Raw genomic sequence first — 21555 nt, forward strand, 5'->3', positions numbered from 1 at the left:
TCGTACCGAGGGAGTTCAATGGAAAAAGGTCACCCTACCCCACTGTAGACAGTATCTGTAGCAAAGTTCCGTAGTCTTAGTTCGATTCGTGGCATCTACTTGTAAATCGTATATGGTTCACTACGGACGGACTCCCCAGTGTAAATTAATTGTTAATCACTCATCAAATGTCTGGAATAATAACGGCTCTCCGTTTATGTATGCTCTCAATATGGACTGAGCATACGACTGCTCTTCGATCAGACCTTCCGTCTCCAGCTCGTTCTCCGCATGGAAACTGTAGGCTTCGATGATTGCCATGATGAAGAAGCACTCCAGCATCGAAATCGTATTTTCGCTCAATTGTCTGACCTTCACATAGCCTTCGATAAAAAGTTTTCTTTGATGTGGCCGAAGTCCCATGACCGCTTGCGCTATATCATAAATATGGTAGCCAAAGCCGCATCTACCGAAATCAATAGCAAACGGTCGATCGTCACAAAACACGATATTCCCATTATGCAGGTCTGCATGAATGATCCCGTAATTTTGTGCATGAGGTGTGAAGGTGTGGATTTGATCTGCAACTTTAGCAGAAGCTTCTGTATACAACTGGAAAGCTTCTTCTGTTATGAAATGATTATGATGCTGCTGTAAATGCACCCAATCCCGGTTAAAGCTCTCTCTTCCCCAAGTTGTACGAGTAAAAGTGTTACTGGGAACAAAATCAACGCTCGCCCCGTGAAGGTCCGCCATCAATTTCCCCATCGCTCGAATATTATCCTCGGTAAGTACTTTTTTATCTAAACGATCCCCTTCGATCCATCTCATCAAGGTCGCATAATACTCCGCATTCCCATCCGTTGTAGCAACGGTAATAAACTCACCATTTCGATTTAGTACACCATCAGGTACAATAAGCCCCTTACTTCTTAAATGGGCTAACCACTCCAGTTCTGAAATCACTTCAGCATAAGATTTATTCCTTGTATGAATTCGCAGTAAATAGGATTCTCCCTCACTACTCTGAATACGAAAAGTCACATGTTCAGAAACTTGGATGAAATGGATTAAACTCCAGTCAACATCATAGTTTTGCAAAGCATATAGCGCTGCTTGTTTCGTTTGATTAAGCGTAAGTCGGCGATTGATATCTGTATCCATCTGAAAACCGCTGTTCATGTCGTTTCCCCTTAATAGTTAAATGAGTTTTAGTTATTACATCGATATGGCATTGTTCTTTCTTGTTCTGGTGAATAAATTTCGTAAGTACCTTTAATCATCTCGTCCTTCGTCCAGTCTGTAGTGATTTTTGATAAGCTTTATATCACAGCGCTCTTTTTCAAGGCTTAGTTATCCAAAGAGATTTCATTTTTTTATAACTATCCACATGTTACCACATATTGGAACTATCCTCCCTCTATTGAGAATCACTTTACTCTTAAATGCTCACGTTTTCTTAGATTTTGACCTTGTTTTCTTCTGAGCAGATAACATTTCATTGGAACGATATTGTAGAGGAAGAAATTTGTGGGGCTGTTAAAGTGCAAAAAAATCTCCACCTAGACCACTTACTGTAAAAAGTGGTTGCTATGGTAAAGTATGGTTGCATCTATGGATCTCCACATGGTCTCATGGCGGTCAACCCTCCCATGTCTCACAGAGTCTACGCTCCCACATTCCTTCATTCAACCTGTCCATGAGTGGAGGTCAGATATGCTGCCCGACAGGATCTTCGTCCGTATGTTAGTTTCGTTCTGACTCATCCGTGCTTTTTGTTATCTCGTTTTACTTTGGTCATATCAAGTAGAGTGTTCACTTAAGCTGCTTGCGGTAATTCTGCGAAACGAGGGATATCCTGTATCAATTTACTTTCACTGAATTCATGTCCTTTTTTCAAAATCCCGAAAAGAACCCGAATAAGCTTGTTACACAAAGCGATGAGCGATTGCATCTTCTTTAACGGATTAACTGGTCGTTTCGTGTAATACTCATGCAGTGCTTTAAACGCTGCGTTTTTGGCAACCAAAGACATCATAACTCGGAAGAGTAAAGCTCGAAGTCGCTTCCTGCCTCGCTTTGTAATTTTGGTTTGTCGTTTGTGTTTGCCCGATGTGTTTCTTTCAGGTTTAGCCCTGCGAGCTTTATAATCTGTTTAGGATGTCGGTACTGACTAATGTCACCAACTTCAGCCAGAAACCCTGCGATGGTATCCCTGCCCACTCCTTTAATGGCTAGTAATTGTTGAACATTTAGAATTTGTTCCAACAGTTCATCCAATATTGCATCCAGTTCTTCATGCTTACTATGAAGCAATTCATATTGGCTCAACAACAATCGCAACTCCATCTTAGCTAGATCTGCCCCTTGCTTAATGCCAACGGATCGACTGGCTGCTTCCTTCAGATTCCGGATTCGACCCAGACCAAGTCCTCGCTTAGCAGCTTCTCTCAGATGCTGCAGCAACGTTTCATCCGGCACATGAACAAGCTCGTGCGGCAGTAGATAAAGGCTCAGCATTTGGATGGCAGACTTGCACTCCCAATCCTTAAATACCGTCAGAAACTCTGGAAAATACCGGTCTAACCAGTTATGGACACGTGCTTGCACAACACAAAGGTCAGTGGTCAGGTGATCGCGAATTTTCATCGCTTCCCTCAGTTCGGCATAAACGCCCTGTGGAAGGCTAGGTACGGCGTATCGCCCGTCTTTGACCAACTGTGCAATGACCTTCGCGTCTTTGATGTCATTTTTCGTTGGCGAATTATCGTCGAGTTCTTTGCTTTTCTTCACGTGCAGTGGATTCACCACACCGTATTTCACTTGCTCTTCTCTAAGGAAATGAGCAAGGTTTAGCCAGTAGTGACCGGTTGGCTCCATGCCGACGATGACATCCTGAAACCCTTGCTCCGTGGCAATCTTTTGAAACCAGCTAACAAACAACTCGAATCCTTCTCGGTTGTTTTCAAACGCAATGGGCTTCCCGAACTCGACTCCGCGGTAGTCTTGTGCGCGAGCCACATGTTTGAACTTTGCGATGTCTACACCGACAATTAAGGTAGAAGAAGTTATTTGATTAATGCGTTCATTTTGAGTAGAATTCATTTTGTAGTCTCCTTGATTTGTTTTGGGATCCGTTAGCTGGCCAGGCATCGTGGACCCTTTAACATCATATCAAGGAGTCTTTTTGTTTCTCAAACCTCGTATTTCTTCATAATAGGAATGCTGCCCGTTAGCACAACGCGGCTGCCGATCATGCCGGCAGCCGCGTTTTATTTATTAAGCGTAACAGTAATAGCTATTTAATAAGAACGCTCAAGAGTCCCGTTAGTGCAATGTATGTTCTTAAGAATCATTGGTTAACCCAATTCGGAATATGATGTCCAAAGTATCTACCTATCTTTTCAACTTCCATCATTATTCTCTTAATGCCTTCCTCAGTCAAATACCAATTTTCTTTACTGATTCCCGTTTTATCTATTACAGGTGCTATATGAAATTGCGTTTCCTTAGGAAAGACTGTTTTATAAGTAAGAAGAGCTCTACATGCGTGGCCTGCCTTACAGACCAAAATAACTTTTTCAGCTTTTACTCCGGCTTCCGTCATTACATCCCAAGAAAATCTTGCATTTTCAAATGTATTTGTTGCTCTATTTTCCTTTAATATGGCTTTATGGGGCACTCCTAACTTTAAACCTACATTATACAGAAAATCCATTCGGTTATTTCTACGTGCTTCGTTGCTCCACCTGAAGGTAGTATAAATGGCGCTAATTGCTGATGATAAATTTCAGAAGCTCTTTCCATCAGCTGTGGGTGACTCCCCCCTGGTACCAAAATCACATCTGATTTCTCAACCTCAGTTTCTAAAAAAATAAAATTGGTAATTAGATCAAATGGATAGTTCATCTTCTCATGTCTCCTAACATCTATTCTCTCCATATTACAAAGCCAGCTTGAATTCGTGTAAATTCTTGGTTTTGGTTGTATAATTATGACGTAGGCTATAACACAATGGGCTAAATTACATATAATATTTCGATTAACTTTTCAGGGGGTCATCATGGGGAGTTTCCATTTAATCGGCATTAAAGGTAGTGGCATGAGTGCATTGGCACAAGTCCTATTTGATCTAAACAATAGTGTCCAAGGAGAAGACACTGAATCATTTCTGTTCACACAGTCAGCTCTTGAATCACGAAACATTCCACTTTACTCTTTCGAAGATGCGCCACTGTCACCAAGTATGACTGTCATTGCCTCGAATGCCTTTGACGAAAACCATCCATCAATTGTTAGATGTAAACAAATGGGTATTCCTGTTCATCGCTATCACCATTTTCTTGGAGAGCTTATAAAAAAATACACAAGTATTGCTGTTACAGGATCTCACGGTAAAACTACGACTACAGGAATGTTAGTCCATGCGTTTATCGATGAGAAACAACCGTGTATTAGTATCATCGGAGACGGAACAGGAAATGGGCATCCTCATGCTAATCAGTTTATATTTGAAAGCTGTGAGTATAAACGCCATTTCCTTGCATACCAACCGGATATCGCTGTAATTACCAATATTGATTATGACCATCCAGACTATTTTTCTGATACTGAGGACGTTAGGAATGCCTTTGAGCAAATGACTTCGTTAACGACAAAACATGTAATTGCTTGTGGAGATGACCCCCAGGTTCGATTGTTAAACATAAACACAAATACACTTTATTATGGCTTCGGAATGAATAATAAACTTAGAGCCTCGGATCTAACAGTTGAAAATAATGCTACATTTTTTGATGTTTTTTATAACAATACAAAGATCGATCGATTCAGCATTCCTTCGTTTGGAAGGCATAATGTTCTGAATTCGCTGGCTACAATTGGAGTGGCACTTGTAGTAGATCGAGATTTGAAAACAATAAAAACTCAATTGGCTACTTTCTCAGGAGTTAAAAGAAGATTCACTGAAAAAGTGTGGGGTAACAACGTTGTTATTGATGACTACGCACATCATCCTTCTGAAATAAGAGCCACACTTGAAGCAGCAAGAAGCAAATACCCTGGAAAAAGGGTCGTCGGAATATTTCAACCGCATACCTTTAGTCGTTTGGAAAGATTAATGGACGATTTTGCTCATTCACTAAAAGGGGCGGATAAAATATTCTTATGCCCAATATTTGGTTCTGCCAGAGAAGCAGTTGGCAACGTCTCAATTGGTGACCTGAAAAAACGAATCCCAAATGCGCAGTTATTGTCCGACAACATTACATCTGACTTGTCTTCATATAGCGATTCTATTCTAATATTTATGGGAGCAGGAGACATACAAAAATATCAAGAACAGCTATTACAACCATAACACGCTCAAGCGGCACCCAAAAGGGTGCCATTTTCTTCTTAATATTCTTTTGTATCGCCTATTACATAATTACGGATATTTTGTTCTCGTAAATAGACCTTACCTTGGAACTGGGCTGCATCTCTTATCCTTTGTACAGTGAAATTTGACATTGGAGATGGTAATTCGTCTATGGGGAAAAATCTAATTTCATCAACTTCCTTACCATCTGGAACCGGTTCACCTGACCAATTCACAACCTTAAAGGTATATGCATATGCGTTACGATGAGATAAGAAATAAATTCCCGATAGAGAAAAATCCTCAGGAACTATTCTTACATTTATTTCTTCTTCACATTCCCGAATAGCTGTATCCCATGCTGACTCCCCTTCAAATTGCTGGCCTCCGGGTAAACACCACTTCTTCTTCCCATATGTTTGATGAACAAGTAATACTTTTCCTTCTTCATTAAAAATTGCAAATCCAGAACAATCCATCGTTTTTGTTGTCATTATTATTTCCACCTCCGTAAACAATTGTATGCTAAGGAGAAATTAATTAATGCGAGATAGCATGGCCCTTTTAACAGAACAAGACGCCGTTCATCCCGCGATCGGTTGTCATTATGTTCTACTGCCCGTTAGTTGAACAAAAAGCAGCTGATCATGGCCAGCTGCTTTTCTATATTTATTTAACTATCGCTTCCCGTTAGTTTAGCCGTTTTACGACTTCCATGACTCCTTCATCCATCCACCAACAGGCTCAAGTACATATAAACAGATGTTTTGTAACTCTTCCGTCGAACCAAGCGAGCTAATACATTTACTAAGATGACTTGCCATCATGGGATCATGTGCTTTTAATTCTTCAATTTGATATTTAGTTTTGACTGCCCATCTGTCATACCAAGACCATGGGGCAATCATTAATTGAAATTCATGGCCTTGAAAATTAATACTCTCTCGTTGAAGCCCTGAAAACCCTATGTAGCACAGATCAATGTCACTTCGTTTTGTAGCTTTTCCCGTTGCAAAAGAGCCGCTAAGGACGACAGTTTCTACACTTCCCCGTTGTACTAAATCCTCTTCGAGAAAGTCGTTAATCACGTCTTTGACATCCTCTGGATTCAAAAATATCACCTTCTTCCTGTAACATGTTCCATTTACTTATTGAGTTATCCTGCCCTTTTGGGGAATTGATCTACATCATAAGATACTCTCTTATTTACTGAACCGTAATCCCTTTGATTCCCATTCTGAATCGTTGCCCGTTCGCCGTCTGTTGTAATAACGGCGCCATTCTTGGCCCAATCGCTAACATCGGCGTTGCCGTTAGTCCCGGAGCCGCCATTCCCCCTGTTGCCACCGTTCCCGCCCGGCGTTTCCGGCACAGGTGCTCTAGGCGTTGCATGCACCGCAGCCGAGAAGTCGCTTGCGTCACCTGTATTGACAGCTTTCACCGCGAAGGCGAATGATAAATATTCGTAAGCGCATTCAAGCAAATCTAAAAAGAGGGCAGACACAACGCAAATCAAGCCTTCCTGCGTTGCGCCTGCTTCACTATGCGGTTGTTTCCTGTCGCTAAGCTCCACCCAGCCGTGTCGGTACTGTCACAACCGCCCGGTTTTCGTTATCACTCGGCCATGGAGCTTCCTTAATAAAACCATCTTACGATATCGTGCTAAAGATGTCGTCCAGCGGAATATCCGCCACCGCCATCACTTCGTCGGCGGCACCGTAATACATGCGGACGGTATCTCCGATCAGGAGCGCGCCGCAAGAGAACACGACGCCGCCGAAAAATCCATTCACCTCATAATCCGCTTCCGGCTCCATAAACGGGCGTATCGATCGAGCGATGACTTTGCCGGGATCTTCAAGATCGAGCAACGCCGCCCCCATGCAATAGCGATGTTTGGTGTCCGCCCCATGGTACAGTACCAGCCAGCCGCGCTCCGTGCGGATCGGAACTGCGCCTCCGCCCATTCTCCCCGAATCCCAGCCTTGCTCGCTGAGTCCCATCAGAAAGCGGTGGTTACCCCAATGCAAAAGATCGGGCGATTCGGCGATCCACATCTCGGGAGCTCCGAACGATTTCGGAACCGGACGGTGCAGGGTATAGTATTTTTCGCCTATTTTCTCCGGGAACAGCATGACGTCTTTATTTTCGGGAGCCAGCATAAGCCCATGCCGTTTGAACGTACGGAAATCCCTAGTCTCCGCCAAACCTGCACCAACGCCGCGAATTGAGGCGGAACTGTAAGTAATGTAATAAGTATCACCGATTTGCGTAATGCGCGGATCTTCAATTCCCCAAGCTTCCAGGGCATTCTCCGGAAACAGAGCAGGCTGCGGATCGATGTCGAAATGAACCCCGTCCTTACTCCGCGCCACGCGAAGATGGGAGAGGGACGTAAGCATGACCAGCTGTCCGTCCACCGCAACAAAGCGAGAATCGGAGAAGTCGTAACGCGGATCGGTATCCTCGTACCTTTCCACGATCACCTCGGTCCCTGCTTCGTTTAACCGGGGAACAAGCACCTCGCCCGCCCGGCCCGAAACCGGGGCTTCCGCGACACGAAGGAGCAGGATCATTTCGTCTTTACATTTCGCTACACCGGCATTAAACGCTCCCAGCACTTTGAAATCGGGGCGTGACGGCTTAACATCCTCCGTCCGGATCACGGGATTTTGCGCACAGCGTATCACATTCATAGATAAAGTACCTCTTTCCGTTTTGAGTAATAGCGTGTTATTTTCCGGATACCACGGCATCGATTTGCGCCTGAATTTCATCGATGACTTTTTGACCGCCTACGCCCATGATTTTGTCTTCCAGCATCGCCTTGCCTTTATCCGCAGGCATCACGCCTTGGGTCAGCGGCAGGAACAAAGAGTCGTGGAACGGCGTGATTTTGGCGTACTCGGTTTTGACTTTCTCAGCGTCAAAAGTAAACCCTGCCGTTGGGCTAAGTGTAAATTTAGCCGGGTCGGCGGAGAAATCGAACCACATCTTGTCGTCTGCCATCATCGTATCCGGCGTGCGATTGAGCGTCGGACGCCAAGTCAGCGTATACCCCGGGAAGGAATACCCCGAAAGCGCCTTATAACTCGTATCGCCCACAGGCTCCCAGTCCTTCCCTTGGATACCGTATTCCATCAAATCGTGATTTTCTTTGATCGACAGCCAATTGATGACATCCATAGCCAGGTCGGCGTGCTTCGAGGAAGCGGGAATGCAAAGGAAATTCCATTGTTGGAATGCGGTATACGGCTTGGCCTGATCCGCGTTCGGCACGAAGACCTCCAGCTTGTCGCTGCCATCCTTCAGCATCTCCGCATATTTCAGCCCTTCCACACCGTCGGCCGCATAATAGGTGGCGGCGTATTTGCCCTGTTTGAACAACGTTTCGGCATTTTGCTCCTGGGCGATGTTTTTGGACAATATGCCGTCTTTATAGTACTTGGTAACGCGTTCAAAAGCGTCCGCGATCATCGGGCTTTCCCATTGTCCGACGACTTTCTTGTCTTTGGTGGAATAGGCGAACATGTTGACGCCGATTTCGAGCACTTCATCCTGCGCCATATTGGCGGAATCGCTCAGGATAAACGGCAATTTGTCCGCTTTGATCCCGTTGATGACAAACGGTTTGATTTCCTTTTCGTTTTCCTTGACCGCATAGAAAAATTTCTCCAGATCGGCCAGCGACTTCAGCTCGGGCAATCCGTATTTCTCGCGCAAATCCTTGCGGATCAGCAGGCCGTATACTGGTCCTTGCGTCGTTCCGAGCGGGATGCCCATAATTTTGCCGCCAAATTTATTGTATTCCCACATTTCGTTGGGAATGGATGCCTTCAACTCCGGCCGCTCCTCTACCATGGCGTCCAACGCTTGGAGCGATTTGCTGGCAATCATTTGGTTCATAGACAGCCATGGCGCATCCAGGTACATGTCGAAATCCTCGCCGGCGGACATTTTAACCGCTACCGTGTTGCCGTAATCCGACCACGGAAGAAAGTTGATATTCAGCGAGGCACCGACGTTGTCCGTTTTTAATTTGTCATTGACGGCCTGCAGCACCTCATCGAAACCGACCGGTTTATCCCCCGGAAGATAGGCCTTCAACTCTACGTTTTCTTTTGCTGCGTTGGAAGCGGAGTCGGCACCTGAATTCGTGCCGCCTGGCTCAGCATTCCCTCCGTTGCCTCCGCAACCGGCCAGCAACAGCGCTGAGGCCAATACCGTAGCCATGGCCGTACCAAACATTTTTTTGAATTTCATTTTGTGAACCTCCCTTTAAGTATGAATCATTCATCTATGCTTAACCGGGAAGATTCCGGTTAATGCCGGAATCTTCGGTTACCCTTTCACGGCCCCTACCGTGAGGCCTTTAACAAAGTATTTCTGCAGCATCGGATACAGCAGGATGATGGGGCCGATCGTCAGAACGGTCGTCGCCATACGCACGCCGTAAGTCGGCGGCGTGACCGCGATGGCCGCGCTGGAAGGAATTAGATTCTTCGCAGCCTCCATATTGGATACCATCCGGCGCAGAATCAACTGCAGCGGAAACAATCTTTCATTATCCACGAACATGAGTCCCATAAACCAGTCATTCCAATAGTTCAGGGCATAGAAGAGACCGACGGAAGCCAGGATGGGCTTCGAGATCGGCAGGATGATCTGGAAGAAAATTCTCACTTCGTTCGCCCCGTCGATGCGGGCGGCTTCCTCCAATTCCTCGGGAACGGTGCGGAAAAAGCTGACCAGCAGAAATACAAGAAAAGGCTGGCATAACAGTGTAAGAATAAGCACCCAGACGGTATTTTGCAAATGCAGCCACTGGCTGACTACGATATAGAATGGAATAATGCCTCCCGAGAACAGCATGGGTAAGTAACAGAAGAGTAAGAACGGCGTCTGCAGAACATTCCGTTTGTTCGCCAGCGAATAGGCCAGCATAGCCGAAATGCAAAGCGCGCTTACCGCTCCGACGGCGGTGACCAGAACTGTCACTTGATAGCCGCTAAACAATACATCCGACTGGAGTACCGCCTCGTACGCGGACAAAGAAAACTTTTGCGGGAATAATGTGTACCCATGCGCGATCAGTTCGCCCTCATCGGTAAAAGAACCGATGACCATCAAAAGAAAAGGGAACAGACAGAATAAGGTAAACAATAGAATAATCACATAGGCGGTCACCGAAAAAATCCGGTCCGGAACACTCTGTCTCATCGTTTTGCCTCCTAAAATAATGCGGATTCTTTAGATACCTTGCGGGTAATCCCGTTGGCGATGATTACGAAAATCAAGCCCATCACCGATTGAAATAGCCCGACCGCCGAGGACATTCCGAAATCGTGCAATTGTCTCATCGAGCGAAACACGAAGGTATCGATGACGTCGGTTGTTGGATACAGCAGGGAGTTGTCCCCGATAATGGCATAGATCATGGCAAAATCCCCGTTGAAGATCCGGCCGACGGCGAGCAGCGTCATAATCATAATGGTTGGTACCAGCAACGGCAGGGTGATGCGGAACATAGTCTGTAGCTTGGAAGCTCCGTCGATTCGGGCCGCCTCATATAAGTCCTCCGAGATGCCGGTAATCGCCGCCAGGAAGATAATCGAGAGATACCCCGCTCCCTGCCATACCCGAATCACGGTAAGGATAGCAGGCCACAACTTCGACTCGAACATCCAGTTAACCGGTTCCATACCGATATTTTGCAGCCATGCGTTGATCATCGGCTCTTCCCCGCCGAACATCGACTGAACAATCATCCCTACCACGATCCAGGACATGAAATAGGGCAGAAAGATGAGAGATTGCGAGATTCTCTTAAAATATTTGTTGCGAATTTCATTGAACATCAGCGCGATAAGCACGGCAGCGACTGTCGTAAAAAAGATAAACAGCGCGTTCAACACCAAGGTGTTGCGCAGGACGGTCCAAAAGTCATCCGAGGTGAAGAAATAATCGAAGTTTTTGAAGCCTACCCACTCGCTTCCCGTAATCCCCTTGGAGAAATCATAGTCCTTGAATGCAATCGTGATCCCGTAAATGGGAAGATAACTGAATACGAGGAAAAACAGCAGGCCAGGCACGGCCATCGCGTATAGGAAAGGATTTCGAGCGATATGTTTTAGTTTGGATCCTCTCCCTTTGTTTCTATCGTACTGCATGGTTTCTAGTCCCCCCTTGTGCGTCTAAAATCGGTTGTGTGTTTAAAAATCGGTTTCCGGTGCTGCATCTTCTGCGGTCCGATGTCGTCACCATAACAAGCCCGCCTTCAGGAAGGCAATTCCGGCGAACTCGGATTCTTCCCGCAAGCACGAATTTTGCCTTTCCCAAAAACATCACTTTTCCAGAAATGAACGATTCTACTGACGTAAACCCGCAATATGCTACAATAAATCTGCACTTAGCAAAGAGAGATATAAGTAACGGGGGTTCCGGCATGTCGAAATTCAGCTTTCCGCTCTTTACCTCATTCAAGAAGCATCCGACCTATATGAAAATCATTTTTTACTTTGTCAGCGCGAATGTGCTCGTGTTGGCCATCTCCTTCCTGCTGCTGTACTGGCAGTCCTCAAAAACGCTCCTGAAGGAAATCGGGGACCATTCCGAATCGCTTCTGCTTAATAGCGCCAGAAATACGACTGGACTGATGGAATGGTCCCTGGATTACAGCTATGCCTCCAGCAACGACAGCCAGCTGAAGGTGTATGCGCTTTCGGATCATTACACAGATTTTGAGACATACACGGTATGGAACCGATTAGGGGAGATCAAAAACGCCAACCCCGCGATCGATTCGGTCTACCTGATCAACGACTACACCGATACGGTGGTGGATTCCCGGCTGGGTGTCAATGACGCCGCTGCTTTTTACGACCAAGATATCCTGAAGCGACTGCGTGATCCTCAGTTGACTAAGCGGGCTGTTCCCTTACCCAGAACGCTATCACTTCCCTTAAGTGGGGAAACGGTCAAAGATGTCATCACTATCGTAAGACTGTACGAAAAGGGCAGTTCCATTTCCGCTTTCGTCATGAACGTTGATACCAATAAATTAATGACCCTGCTCCAAAACAATTCGAATTATCCGAATCGGCAAGTAACAGTGTTGAATGACAGGAATGAAGAGGTGTTCAGCACAGCCCGCCTTAACGGCGAGCAGGTTTCGGAGCTTGGCCATCAGGGGGAGCAAAGAAAGAGCGGCTGGGAGCTGTTTAAGCCCCATGGCCAAGAAGAGCAGCTTATGGTTTATTCAACAGCTTCAATTAAGGGGATTCAGGACTGGACATTCATTGAGAGCGTTCCGAAGGCCGTCATTCTGGGCAGGATCTCCGTGCTCCGCAACATTAGCCTATCCTTGTTTTTAGGCCTGTTCGTTGCCTCGCTGACGGCAATCATCCTGATCTCCAAACGGGTGTATTCCCCCATACAGGAATTGGTCAGCAGCGTCATGAAGCAGAATCGGGCCGAGCAACTCGGGGATCGTAAGTCGAGGAATGAGCTTGATTATTTATCCAGTGTTTTTATGGCCCAAAAGGAACAGATCGATGAACTGACCGAGCAGTGGCGACATAACAAAGTCCTTGGCAGGGAGAGGTTTCTGCGCGAATTTTTGGGGGATGAAGCTCACTCTCCCGCTGAAGTCCGCCGGAATTTCAAGGAGTGGGAGATCGATCTTCCGGAGGAAAACTTGTCCGTCGCTATCTTTCGGATAGACCACTTTCCGGAATTTACTGAGATGTATTCGGAGAAAGACCGCCGGCTGCTCCGCTTTGCGATGGCGAATATTATTCAGGAGTCGCTGCAAACCTCGGATCACCGGCTGCAAACGGTCGATATGGGGAACGATCATATCGGCGTAGTCCTGTCCGCGGCAGCATCGTCCCCCGACTTCGCGGAGAAGCTGTGCGGATCGCAAGGACTGCTACAACAGTACTTATCTATCGGAACGACCGTAGCTTGGGGCAGAACGCTCGATAACCTGGCCGACATGCACGAGGTGTATTTGGAGACGTACGAATTGACGCAGGAACGATTCCGGTTTGGACACGGGGCGATCATTCTCAAGAGCCGGTTGTCCGGCGCTCCCGGCACGCTGTTCCATCTTCCGCTGGAGAAGGAGCGTCAAATGGCGCAGGCGATTCAGAAAGGCAGCCGGGATACCGTAATGCAAATCATGGCTTTTGCCATTGAAACATTAAGCGAGCTTCCCTATTTTGAATGTAAAATGTCGTTGATCATTTTGTTTAGCAATATGCGTCGGCTGATGCAGGATCAATTTCATCAGCCTCTGCCCAGCTCCTGGGGGCTGACCTCGCTCGAAAATCAGATTATTCGGCTGGAGACGCTTGAAAACGTGGCCCGCTGGATGGAAAAGCTGCTGGATAAAACGCTGGAAGACATCGCAGATGCCCGTAGCTTGTCCAAGAACGCAGTGCTGATCGAGCAGGTGGAACGTCTGATCGGGGAACGGCTTAATAATCCCAACCTCTCTTCCAAAATGCTGGCCGATGAGCTGGGGTTGTCCGTGAACTATCTGCGCAGCTTATATAAAGCGGAAACAAACCGATCGATCACGGACACGATTTCGGAAAAACGGCTTGATTTGATTTGCCGTGAGTTACTGACTTCCGATTCGCCAATCGAGCCGATCATTCAGAATTATGGGTTTTCCTCGCTGAACACCTTTTACACTGCCTTTAAAAAAGCGTACGGGATAACTCCGGCCCAATATCGGAGAACGCATAAGAAAAAGAAGGAGTGACCAATCGGCAAAGGGACGATCTGGCCGTCAGTCTCCGTAGCTTAATCCCCGTTGCCGTTCTTCGTAATCCCCAATGTACCGAGCCGGAATTTCTCGCTATATAAAACGAAATTAAGATTAAAACCTAATTCAGGTTTGGACTATATGGCGGCAAAAACACCAAGTGCAGGCGCGGATGTTTCTTCAGAAAAGGCTGCAACCCGGTGGCATGATGAATCCGACTGTTATCTAAAATCATGGCGATTTTTCCATTCGGGTACGCGGACAGAAGATCCTCGAGGAAGCGAATAAAGGCGTCCACATCAGCCTTTTCTTCTTCACGATGATGGTTTGACGAATGCGACCGAGCAAATCACCGATCTCTGCAAACGAGTGTCCTTCCAAACGAAGACGTACGGCTAGGTACCTTTCGTAAAGCCGTTTATCCGATGTTTCTTTCATGGCTGTATTCAATCGCTCGATTTCTTCGTTCTTCATTTTTATCGCCACCTTGGGTTGATCTTACTGTTTATTACCCGATTTGGCGATTCGAGCGGTGATGTTCGTTTTTTAATTACGCCCTATATAGCTACGTTTTTCCCCTTTATTATAGAATGCCTCCCTTATCATACTACAAAGCTATTGACCCATCGTATATTTATACATTAACTTACTTATATAAGTCATTTCCCTAAAAATGGAATTCGGATCTGGAGGCGAGTATCTTTGGTACCTACAGACAGAACAATCAGTACGGAGCTATTACGTTACTTGGAGAAGGAAAAACTCAGCATTTCCTCTTTTGCAATTAAATCGGGAATCAATTCTGGAACCCTCAGCCGCTTTATCAATGGGAACCAGCCCCTTTCCGTTCTAAGTCTTGATTTAATCACTAAAGCCATGAATCTGGAAGAAGGATTTTTTTATCCTCTATATGTAAATGAATCAACACCGAACTGGAGGCGACTTGGTCCCTTTATCATGCGATGTGCCGAGCTAGGGAAACTCTACTGCATCGATCAGGCTGTTAATTTGATCATCGATAACCCAGCTTATTCATCCCTACTCTTTGATAGCGCTGAAGCATTATTTCACAAGGGAAATCGGGAAGCTGCTCTGATCATATACAAAAAAGTTGCCGAAAGTGAAAAACACCAGCATGCTGAAAGATTAGGTTTGTGTCAATACAGGATATTTACTTGCTCCCTAAACTCGGATCAGGAGCATAATCTGAACTGTACCATACAATTTGAAGTTTATATCAAGCGACTTCCTGAAGGGGTTCAATTAGATGCTTTAAAAGACTTAACTGATACGTTGTTGTCCTTACGTAAAAGGAATAGAGCAAAGCACTATGCTCAGGAAATGGGACGCATCTCCAGAATGCTGTACGCACAAAAACATAATAAAAAAAGGCCACATAGGAAGCCTATAGAGCCAGCCAAAGCGTTGTTTGGATATATTTTATACTCCGATTTGCTGTTAGGCTCCATAGCTGCAGATAACGATGATTATGATCAAGCAATTTGTTATTTATCCTGTTATGAGGATCAAAGCTGGATTATAGAATCAGATGAAGCTGCCGAACGTACCAAGGAACAATTCAGGGAATGGGCTAGAGGCAACCGTTATCTATATGAACTAATGAAAGGCAACATAGAAGTACTTGAACCATACATCGAGTATATCTCTTCCAAGGAGAACGAAATACTAAGAGCTTTATTTAAAATCATCCAAGCAGCTAACATGTATCATTTTGAATTTGATGAATATCTCGAAAGATTTGAGAATCTGATCAGGGATCATCTCAAGCGACGAGAACCAGTTGGTAGTTATAACGAACAACTAATTGATGACCGATTTGCTAAATTCCTTACCGATGTCGGCATGTATTATATACGGAAGGGTAACATTAAAAAAGGATCAAAATATATACTGGATAGTTTAGAATTCTCATACACCATCAATTTTGAAATTAATATCGTAAGATGCAGCACAACCATGGAGCATATTCAATCTATGCTAAATCATGACGATCTAGAAAGGTATGCTACAATACGAAAACAATTAAAAGTTAACGGCACTCTCATTCATCCTTAGCTTCACAGGAGCTTTAGTGTTATGGTAGCTTAACTGCAGCAGCAGGCTCCCAAGATGAACTGATCTGATATCAGTGAATTAGAGAACTGAAAATAGCGCCAAGGCTGATCGCTACATTAGCCTTGGCTCTTCATTGTACTCGGCTAGCTTTATTTCTCAGAAACAGAATGGTATGGTTCATAGGGTAATTCTAGTTGGCTAGATATCTGAAGAAGGAACTCATCCGCTTTCTTAATCAGGTTCATTAGATGTACGGGCCCCATTTTGCTAATAAGGGAGTTCTCCTGTGATAAAAAGGATAAGGATTGTATAAATATCAACGGCTCCACATTCATCTCCGAGTCTTTGGGGAACATCCGCAGTATTTCTTCTAGCAACATATTTGAAATAGGCTGCCTTCTCTCCTTCTTTATATATAAAGCGGTTAGCATGGATTCTAATGCCCTGTTGCATAGTAATAAACTGACGTGATGCATGTTTTTGTCAAAGAAATGCAAAGATAAATTCATATATTCTTGAGAGCAGCTAGCATGAAGAACAATCATATCCTGGTAAAAGCCGCCTGTTTCCTCATGTTGGGAGGATGTATTCACATTCAGGTCAGTATCTCTTGTTACCGTCGATTTCATAATTAGCTTCACTCCCATTTTTCACTAAGAACATACTCTAGTTATCCAATTCAGTATTTTCCAGTATCTGTATTATACCATTCCAACCATTTTGTAGGCAATAACCTACTGAAATTCTCTTATAGAAACACATAAGATGAATTCAACTATCTATTAAGGGGTTATAACGTGGCTAATCATAATGATAAATCCATAGAGTTACTAGCCTTCGGCAGAGCTCTCCGAAATATTCGTAAAGAAAAAAAGCTCACCCAAGATGAGCTGAGCCTGTATTCCCGTGTCGATCGGTCTTATATTAGTGAACTAGAGAACGGAGAAAAAGCACCTACTCTGCTAACGATTACTGCATTAGCAAGGGCGCTTCATGTTAAGGCTTCGGTTTTGATTGAGGGATATGAGAGGGAATTAGAGAATTAGAGTGATCCTCTCAAGCTGGTGAATTTTTCAACTTTAGACTAGAGGATTTTCTGAATTTCCCTCATGAGATAGGTGTAGGACATTGCTCTTGGATAATATGCGTTCGGGTGATGGTAACGAATAATGACTGTTTGGGTGTCTGCCCACCTTATGTACTCCAGGCCACCAGAAGTCTGCCTAAGCTCAAAAGACCAAGGCCCTTCTCTCTTTAATAGGTCATGAACACCTTGGAATATGACATCGCCGCAGCAAAGAACCAGATCGGGATTGACGATCCTAATTTGTTTAAGAAGAAGTTCGCCGGTCTCCTGCATGTGGCGCTCGATACTGGTATGGTTTGCCTGCGAGCCACCAGCGATCTTCTTCACATTGGCAAAATAGACCTTTCGAAAAAATGCGTCAGCCTCTTCCTTGATCTCGGCATATCGCCGTTCAACCTCTTGATATTCCGGGAATCCATGCAGGATTCCATATGTCCACCGAATAAGTGTAGGCCAGGTACTGCTTTCCTTGAAATATCCCTTCTCTCGTACAAACTGCTGCAGATTCCACCCACTATCGGATGAATTCACTTCTTTCAAAAGTACCACCACTTTAAGCTCTGCGCCTGACCACGCTTCCTCGTTCACATGCCCATCTGGGATAAAAATTCCCTCACCGCACGCACTATGCATTTTCCACTGCTCAAATAGATCATCAAGTTGGCTATTTATATTTATCATTGGAATTTCCTTAATTCTAATAATTTACGATTCCTCATCTAATTGAAAATGCTCCGTCAGAGTTTCGATCGTGAACTGGTTTCTCAATTTACATGCTGAGTTCTGGTTCGCGAACATCCCTTTTTCCCAAATCGCTTCATGCTTCGGAACCGTCTTAAGCCAATTCACGCGTACCACGTACTCGCACAGATCGGGATCATCGACATCCATATCCATGCTGACTTGTAAGTCGGCCTCGAGAAGCGGTATATTCTCCTCATCGACCACCACTTGAAAATCCTTGATAGGCACGACTTCGTCTTCAACGATGCCCACGCCGACATACCCTACTTTTGGAATGCATGCAAAGATTCGAGCACCTGGCTTGAGAAGATTCAGCGTGTTACTGTACCACCTTCCTTGCCCCGCCGAAATGAAGCCATATCGTCTGCAGTCCTCCCAGTTCCGATGAATACCGTCTCCCAACGAGACATAATAGTCTTTTCCGTTCCACGGAGCTTTTCCTGTCTTTTTGGACGTCGCGCTTGAAGTCTTAGCCTCCACTTGGTTCGGATCAATGAGCCAGTTCCTGGCTAAATACTCACTATCTCCATCCTTGAAATAATGGAAGAAAAGCGCATTCACCGGAACCCCGAAGCTCGTCAAATAGTTGATGATCCGCTCGGTAGCTGGATCCAGCTCAGACGAGACGATAATTAATTGATGTAGCTCATTCAAGCTTTCAGGAAAATCAGTTTTGAAATGGTCTACAAACTCTTGTTCCAGCTGCTTTCCTGGATTCTTCTCACTGTAGATTCCTATGATATCCGTGTAAGTCAGCTGTTGAACCCAAGAAGCATAATCCAGTGTCTGCGCAACGACTTCCCGTGGAGTCTTGTTACGCTTTAGCTCGATCACAACCAGGTTTCCTTCAGCATTCATAGCCAAGATATCAATGAATTTACCAAAAGCCGTGCTGATCTGCCTTCCGATGAGCATCAAAGAGGGGTCTATAATGCTAATATCATTGGTGATTACATCCTCGAGCTTACGCTCGGTCTCGATACTTGAAAAATGAACTCTCTCCACTGCTCCGTTGATTTTCCATATCCCTAGTTCAATTGGCATTCGAATTTGCTCCTTCACCATTAAATTCCGATTATATCTTTAATCTTCGGAGATTCCTGCAACTTCTTATTAATCATTATCAATAAATTTCAATAGTATCTACTTCTAGTCTATTGCTTGATTCCTATGAATTCCTAGCACCCGCTTAGCTAAATCCACCTGCTCATGATCCAATTCCACCCTTACCGTTCCAACTCGTCTATGCTCACGCCACTTTATCAGATCTTCTTCTGTCTCTAATTTCAGTTCCGCAATCTCTGCAGCCCGGTCGAAAATATACTTCGATGTATACAGAGCCGTGTAGATTCCTCGTCCACCTGAAACAATCGGTTTATCCCGTTTCATCCACCTATCGATCGTAAATTTTACATACAGCTTTTCCTCAGATCCCCGCCTCGCGGGACGTTCGGTAATTTCCTTGCGACGAAGTACCTTCCAGTCAGCCACTCGTCCGTACCAGTGAATGCCTGTTTCTCCGGTAGAAGCGAACTTTCCCTTCGATTGATAGAGGGCAATATATTCGATCTGCGTTAGAATCTTATGATCCGTCACATTTTCAAGGGGAATATGGTAAAAGTTTAATTCCAGTGCCTGTTCTAGTTGGGATGGCTCTTTGAGTGAACCTACTAACACGTTTTTGCCAGCCATCTTGTCCTGGTAGTAACTCTTCGTACCTCGAGGTCTCGTCGAGCGTTCGTATGCTTTTTCCGGACTGTCCTTAATGAGCTCATCCAGGAATTCTTCCAGTAGCTCTGTTGAGTTGGGTAGAAACGGGAAGGCTCCTACATTGACGAGCTCGATACTCTTATAAAAACTGTGCTCTCGGAATTTCTCCTCATCATGATACGGAAAGAGCACATACGCCCCAAACATACTCCGTTCATACTCTTGCTCTTGCTTGTTTGAATACACAATTGCATCCCGGTACCGATGCATCGTGTTGATATCGTCTTCCTCCGGACCTGGCTGCTTGTATTTATAATAATAAGGAGTTCCCTCGTATGCAGGATTTATCCGATATTTCGCGTCAAAAATATACTTATACTCCACCGTAGCATCGTTCTTCTTTAGCGTCAGCACATTATCCGGCTTCTGGCCGAGCGTAGCGCTTCGGTCGCCTTTAGGAAGTGCGTTGTAATAGAGCGAAAATATTTCCCCATTACTCGGGTTCTTGTACACCATCCTAGCGCTGGCCGACTTGTCCAGCGTCACAAAAATTCCGGAGCGCTGAACCTTGATGATATCTTGCTTGAGAAGCTCATACTTCTGACTGAGAAGATCATGGATTTTCAAGAAGCACCAGTATTCGTACAGCTGCGCCAAGTCTTTCATCGAGAGATGGAACAAGTCACTTTGGATCGATAAACCTTTCATGAGCATCAAATAATTGCGATATACTTCCCGATATCCAGGTGCCATTTGCAATACTAAAGTTACGGATAGTTGCTTCATCCCACCAACGTTTAGAAAATCCAGTTTTAGCAATCGCTGCAGCTGACTCTGCATAGAGCTCATCCGCTTCATTAAGAGGGGATCTTGCATTCGAGCACTACCGGATATCTTTGATTTCAATTCCTTTAATTTTTTCGATATGCGCTCCAGCACCCACCGTACAAATCGATTCTCCATCGTGTCATATTGGATTCGACGTTTCATTTCCAAGGCATGGGTAGGGTATAAGGATTGACCGTTGACTGGAATAAAACCGATCTTATCGTCTTGTCTAAGTAAATGAGGGTGTTTGGTCAGGTACGCTATGTTTTCTTTACGTGTCTTCTTAACTCTTGCTGCCTCAACCTTCCTCATCTCTTTCTCTAGCTTGTAGTTAGGAGAAGTCTGTATTCGCTCCACCGCTTGAACAAGCTGTTCAAACACATGTTGGAGAATTGCAAAAAATTCCGTAAGACTTTGATGTTTCGTTTCTTTTAATCCGGTTAAATGGTACGTTTTGCGAAGAAAATCAAAAGACAAATTATAAATCTGCCGATTCACATCGTTTAGTATCATTTGATAATCTTCTTTGTAATCCATTTTGGAAGGAAAAATCTCTAGTTGTAACTGAAAAACAGCCTGTCCGTTTAGCCTAAGCTCCAGATCGGAAAGACCAACCTCGTTCTGAAAGTTCAAGATTCCCGACAGGATGGATTGGCCAAGTGACTTTATTGCTTGTCTTACCCTAGCATTCTCATGATGGAAGGTTAGAGGCAGCGTCTGCTTCTTCTCCACAACGAGCTCATACGACTGCGTTTCGAAAAATAGCGGCCAACTCTTCTCCCCTACCTCCCATGGGGTGAGCACTCCTGTTTCCGGTGAGAACACTGAAATCTGCTCGATCCTTAATTCACTCGAAAGGGAATGAACCTGCAAGCTTGTATCAATCCAATCCCCATCTTTGCTGCGATGAAGCTGCATAGACTCCACCGTAGGATGATACGGTTTGCCCTGAATATAGAGATTGAAGAGGTTAGTCTCGACTCGCAGTAGTTCCACGCT

19 protein-coding genes and 2 pseudogenes are annotated in these 21555 nt (G+C 45.0%); 4 read left to right on the forward strand and 17 right to left on the reverse strand.

Translation table 11 applies throughout. From position 1 onward, the window contains the following. Positions 1–156: 156 nt before the first annotated feature. The 4 genes and pseudogenes from J7E85_RS19620 to J7E85_RS34890 all read right to left on the reverse strand — a co-directional run bounded on the left by J7E85_RS19620 (position 157) and on the right by J7E85_RS34890 (position 3888). The gene (locus J7E85_RS19620; RefSeq protein ID WP_215160643.1) at positions 157–1161 is read right to left on the reverse strand and encodes a phosphotransferase enzyme family protein; all 1005 of its coding nucleotides are present in this window, start codon (positions 1159–1161) and stop codon (positions 157–159) included. A 637-nt stretch (positions 1162–1798) separates the two neighbouring features. After that, positions 1799–3084: pseudogene (locus tag J7E85_RS19625) on the reverse strand (IS110 family RNA-guided transposase). Positions 3085–3331: 247 nt separating this feature from the next. Next, positions 3332–3697, reverse strand: coding sequence for a YdcF family protein (locus tag J7E85_RS19630; protein WP_353049532.1), 366 nt, complete (start codon positions 3695–3697; stop codon positions 3332–3334). After that, positions 3676–3888 (reverse strand): YdcF family protein, encoded by a 213-nt coding sequence (locus J7E85_RS34890; RefSeq protein WP_353049533.1) that lies wholly within the window; start codon positions 3886–3888, stop codon positions 3676–3678. The genes J7E85_RS19630 and J7E85_RS34890 overlap by 22 nt, the downstream gene beginning before the upstream one ends. A gap of 154 nt (positions 3889–4042) precedes the next feature. On the opposite strand from J7E85_RS34890, the gene murC reads away from it, so the two are divergent. Next, positions 4043–5338: a UDP-N-acetylmuramate--L-alanine ligase gene (murC, locus tag J7E85_RS19635; RefSeq protein ID WP_215160645.1), complete on the forward strand. Its 1296-nt coding sequence runs from the start codon at positions 4043–4045 to the stop codon at positions 5336–5338. Positions 5339–5376: 38 nt separating this feature from the next. On the opposite strand, the gene J7E85_RS19640 is transcribed toward murC, so the two are convergent. The 7 genes from J7E85_RS19640 to J7E85_RS19670 form a co-directional block, all read right to left on the reverse strand. Beyond that, entirely contained in the window at positions 5377–5832 is a 456-nt protein-coding gene (locus J7E85_RS19640; protein ID WP_215160647.1) for an NUDIX domain-containing protein, read from the reverse strand. 210 nt (positions 5833–6042) lie between these two features. Continuing rightward, on the reverse strand, positions 6043–6450 hold the full coding sequence (locus J7E85_RS19645) for a nucleotidyltransferase family protein (RefSeq protein ID WP_215160649.1): 408 nt from the start codon (positions 6448–6450) through the stop codon (positions 6043–6045). A gap of 44 nt (positions 6451–6494) precedes the next feature. Continuing rightward, on the reverse strand, positions 6495–6911 hold the full coding sequence (locus J7E85_RS19650) for a hypothetical protein (RefSeq protein ID WP_215160651.1): 417 nt from the start codon (positions 6909–6911) through the stop codon (positions 6495–6497). 76 nt (positions 6912–6987) lie between these two features. Beyond that, positions 6988–8034, reverse strand: a complete 1047-nt coding sequence (locus tag J7E85_RS19655) for a glycoside hydrolase family 130 protein (protein ID WP_215160653.1) — start codon at positions 8032–8034, stop codon at positions 6988–6990. Positions 8035–8071: 37 nt separating this feature from the next. Next, the gene (locus tag J7E85_RS19660; RefSeq protein WP_215160655.1) at positions 8072–9601 is read right to left on the reverse strand and encodes a DUF3502 domain-containing protein; all 1530 of its coding nucleotides are present in this window, start codon (positions 9599–9601) and stop codon (positions 8072–8074) included. Positions 9602–9679: 78 nt separating this feature from the next. Then, positions 9680–10558, reverse strand: coding sequence for a carbohydrate ABC transporter permease (locus J7E85_RS19665; RefSeq protein WP_215160657.1), 879 nt, complete (start codon positions 10556–10558; stop codon positions 9680–9682). An 11-nt stretch (positions 10559–10569) separates the two neighbouring features. Continuing rightward, on the reverse strand, positions 10570–11508 hold the full coding sequence (locus tag J7E85_RS19670; protein ID WP_215160659.1) for an ABC transporter permease: 939 nt from the start codon (positions 11506–11508) through the stop codon (positions 10570–10572). Between the two features lie 275 nt (positions 11509–11783). Between J7E85_RS19670 and J7E85_RS19675 the strand changes: the two genes are divergently transcribed. Next, entirely contained in the window at positions 11784–14108 is a 2325-nt protein-coding gene (locus J7E85_RS19675) for a helix-turn-helix transcriptional regulator (RefSeq protein ID WP_215160661.1), read from the forward strand. A gap of 127 nt (positions 14109–14235) precedes the next feature. Here J7E85_RS19675 and J7E85_RS19680 read toward each other — a convergent pair. Then, positions 14236–14427, reverse strand: a pseudogene (locus J7E85_RS19680) (transposase); the annotation flags it as partial. After that, positions 14343–14585 (reverse strand): hypothetical protein, encoded by a 243-nt coding sequence (locus J7E85_RS19685; protein WP_215160727.1) that lies wholly within the window; start codon positions 14583–14585, stop codon positions 14343–14345. The gene J7E85_RS19685 and the pseudogene J7E85_RS19680, both read right to left, overlap by 85 nt. Positions 14586–14858: 273 nt before the next feature. Here J7E85_RS19685 and J7E85_RS19690 point away from each other — a divergent pair, with 273 nt between their 5' ends. Continuing rightward, the gene (locus tag J7E85_RS19690; RefSeq protein ID WP_251035863.1) at positions 14859–16187 is read left to right on the forward strand and encodes an XRE family transcriptional regulator; all 1329 of its coding nucleotides are present in this window, start codon (positions 14859–14861) and stop codon (positions 16185–16187) included. A gap of 149 nt (positions 16188–16336) precedes the next feature. On the opposite strand, the gene J7E85_RS19695 is transcribed toward J7E85_RS19690, so the two are convergent. Next, entirely contained in the window at positions 16337–16816 is a 480-nt protein-coding gene (locus tag J7E85_RS19695) for a hypothetical protein (RefSeq protein ID WP_215160667.1), read from the reverse strand. 168 nt (positions 16817–16984) lie between these two features. Between J7E85_RS19695 and J7E85_RS19700 the strand changes: the two genes are divergently transcribed. Next, positions 16985–17233: a helix-turn-helix domain-containing protein gene (locus tag J7E85_RS19700; protein ID WP_215160669.1), complete on the forward strand. Its 249-nt coding sequence runs from the start codon at positions 16985–16987 to the stop codon at positions 17231–17233. A 38-nt stretch (positions 17234–17271) separates the two neighbouring features. Here J7E85_RS19700 and J7E85_RS19705 read toward each other — a convergent pair whose 3' ends face one another. The 3 genes from J7E85_RS19705 to J7E85_RS19715 all read right to left on the reverse strand — a co-directional run bounded on the left by J7E85_RS19705 (position 17272) and on the right by J7E85_RS19715 (position 21552). Next, positions 17272–17955 carry a hypothetical protein gene (locus J7E85_RS19705; RefSeq protein ID WP_215160671.1) on the reverse strand — a complete coding sequence of 228 codons (684 nt, stop codon included), beginning with the start codon at positions 17953–17955 and terminating at the stop codon, positions 17272–17274. A 24-nt stretch (positions 17956–17979) separates the two neighbouring features. After that, complete coding sequence (locus J7E85_RS19710; protein WP_215160673.1) at positions 17980–19062, reverse strand: endonuclease NucS domain-containing protein; 1083 nt, start codon at positions 19060–19062, stop codon at positions 17980–17982. Between the two features lie 105 nt (positions 19063–19167). Continuing rightward, the gene (locus J7E85_RS19715) at positions 19168–21552 is read right to left on the reverse strand and encodes a DUF2357 domain-containing protein (RefSeq protein ID WP_353049534.1); all 2385 of its coding nucleotides are present in this window, start codon (positions 21550–21552) and stop codon (positions 19168–19170) included. Positions 21553–21555 lie beyond the last annotated feature (3 nt).

Source organism: Paenibacillus sp. ISL-20 (assembly GCF_018613005.1).
GTDB lineage: Bacteria > Bacillota > Bacilli > Paenibacillales > Paenibacillaceae > Paenibacillus_AQ.

Bases quoted from the DNA above. Each gene is read 5' to 3' on its own strand.
- J7E85_RS19660 (WP_215160655.1), bottom strand. From the start codon at position 9,601: ATGAAATTCAAAAAAATGTTTGGTACGGCCATGGCTACGGTATTGGCC.
- J7E85_RS19685 (WP_215160727.1), bottom strand. From the start codon at position 14,585: ATGAAGAACGAAGAAATCGAGCGATTGAATACAGCCATGAAAGAAACA.
- J7E85_RS19695 (WP_215160667.1), bottom strand. From the start codon at position 16,816: ATGAAATCGACGGTAACAAGAGATACTGACCTGAATGTGAATACATCC.
- J7E85_RS19675 (WP_215160661.1), top strand. From the start codon at position 11,784: ATGTCGAAATTCAGCTTTCCGCTCTTTACCTCATTCAAGAAGCATCCG.
- J7E85_RS19655 (WP_215160653.1), bottom strand. From the start codon at position 8,034: ATGAATGTGATACGCTGTGCGCAAAATCCCGTGATCCGGACGGAGGAT.
- J7E85_RS19670 (WP_215160659.1), bottom strand. From the start codon at position 11,508: ATGCAGTACGATAGAAACAAAGGGAGAGGATCCAAACTAAAACATATC.
- murC (WP_215160645.1), top strand. From the start codon at position 4,043: ATGGGGAGTTTCCATTTAATCGGCATTAAAGGTAGTGGCATGAGTGCA.
- J7E85_RS19705 (WP_215160671.1), bottom strand. From the start codon at position 17,955: ATGATAAATATAAATAGCCAACTTGATGATCTATTTGAGCAGTGGAAA.
- J7E85_RS19710 (WP_215160673.1), bottom strand. From the start codon at position 19,062: ATGCCAATTGAACTAGGGATATGGAAAATCAACGGAGCAGTGGAGAGA.
- J7E85_RS19620 (WP_215160643.1), bottom strand. From the start codon at position 1,161: ATGAACAGCGGTTTTCAGATGGATACAGATATCAATCGCCGACTTACG.
- J7E85_RS19630 (WP_353049532.1), bottom strand. From the start codon at position 3,697: ATGGATTTTCTGTATAATGTAGGTTTAAAGTTAGGAGTGCCCCATAAA.
- J7E85_RS19665 (WP_215160657.1), bottom strand. From the start codon at position 10,558: ATGAGACAGAGTGTTCCGGACCGGATTTTTTCGGTGACCGCCTATGTG.
- J7E85_RS19640 (WP_215160647.1), bottom strand. From the start codon at position 5,832: ATGACAACAAAAACGATGGATTGTTCTGGATTTGCAATTTTTAATGAA.
- J7E85_RS34890 (WP_353049533.1), bottom strand. From the start codon at position 3,888: ATGAACTATCCATTTGATCTAATTACCAATTTTATTTTTTTAGAAACT.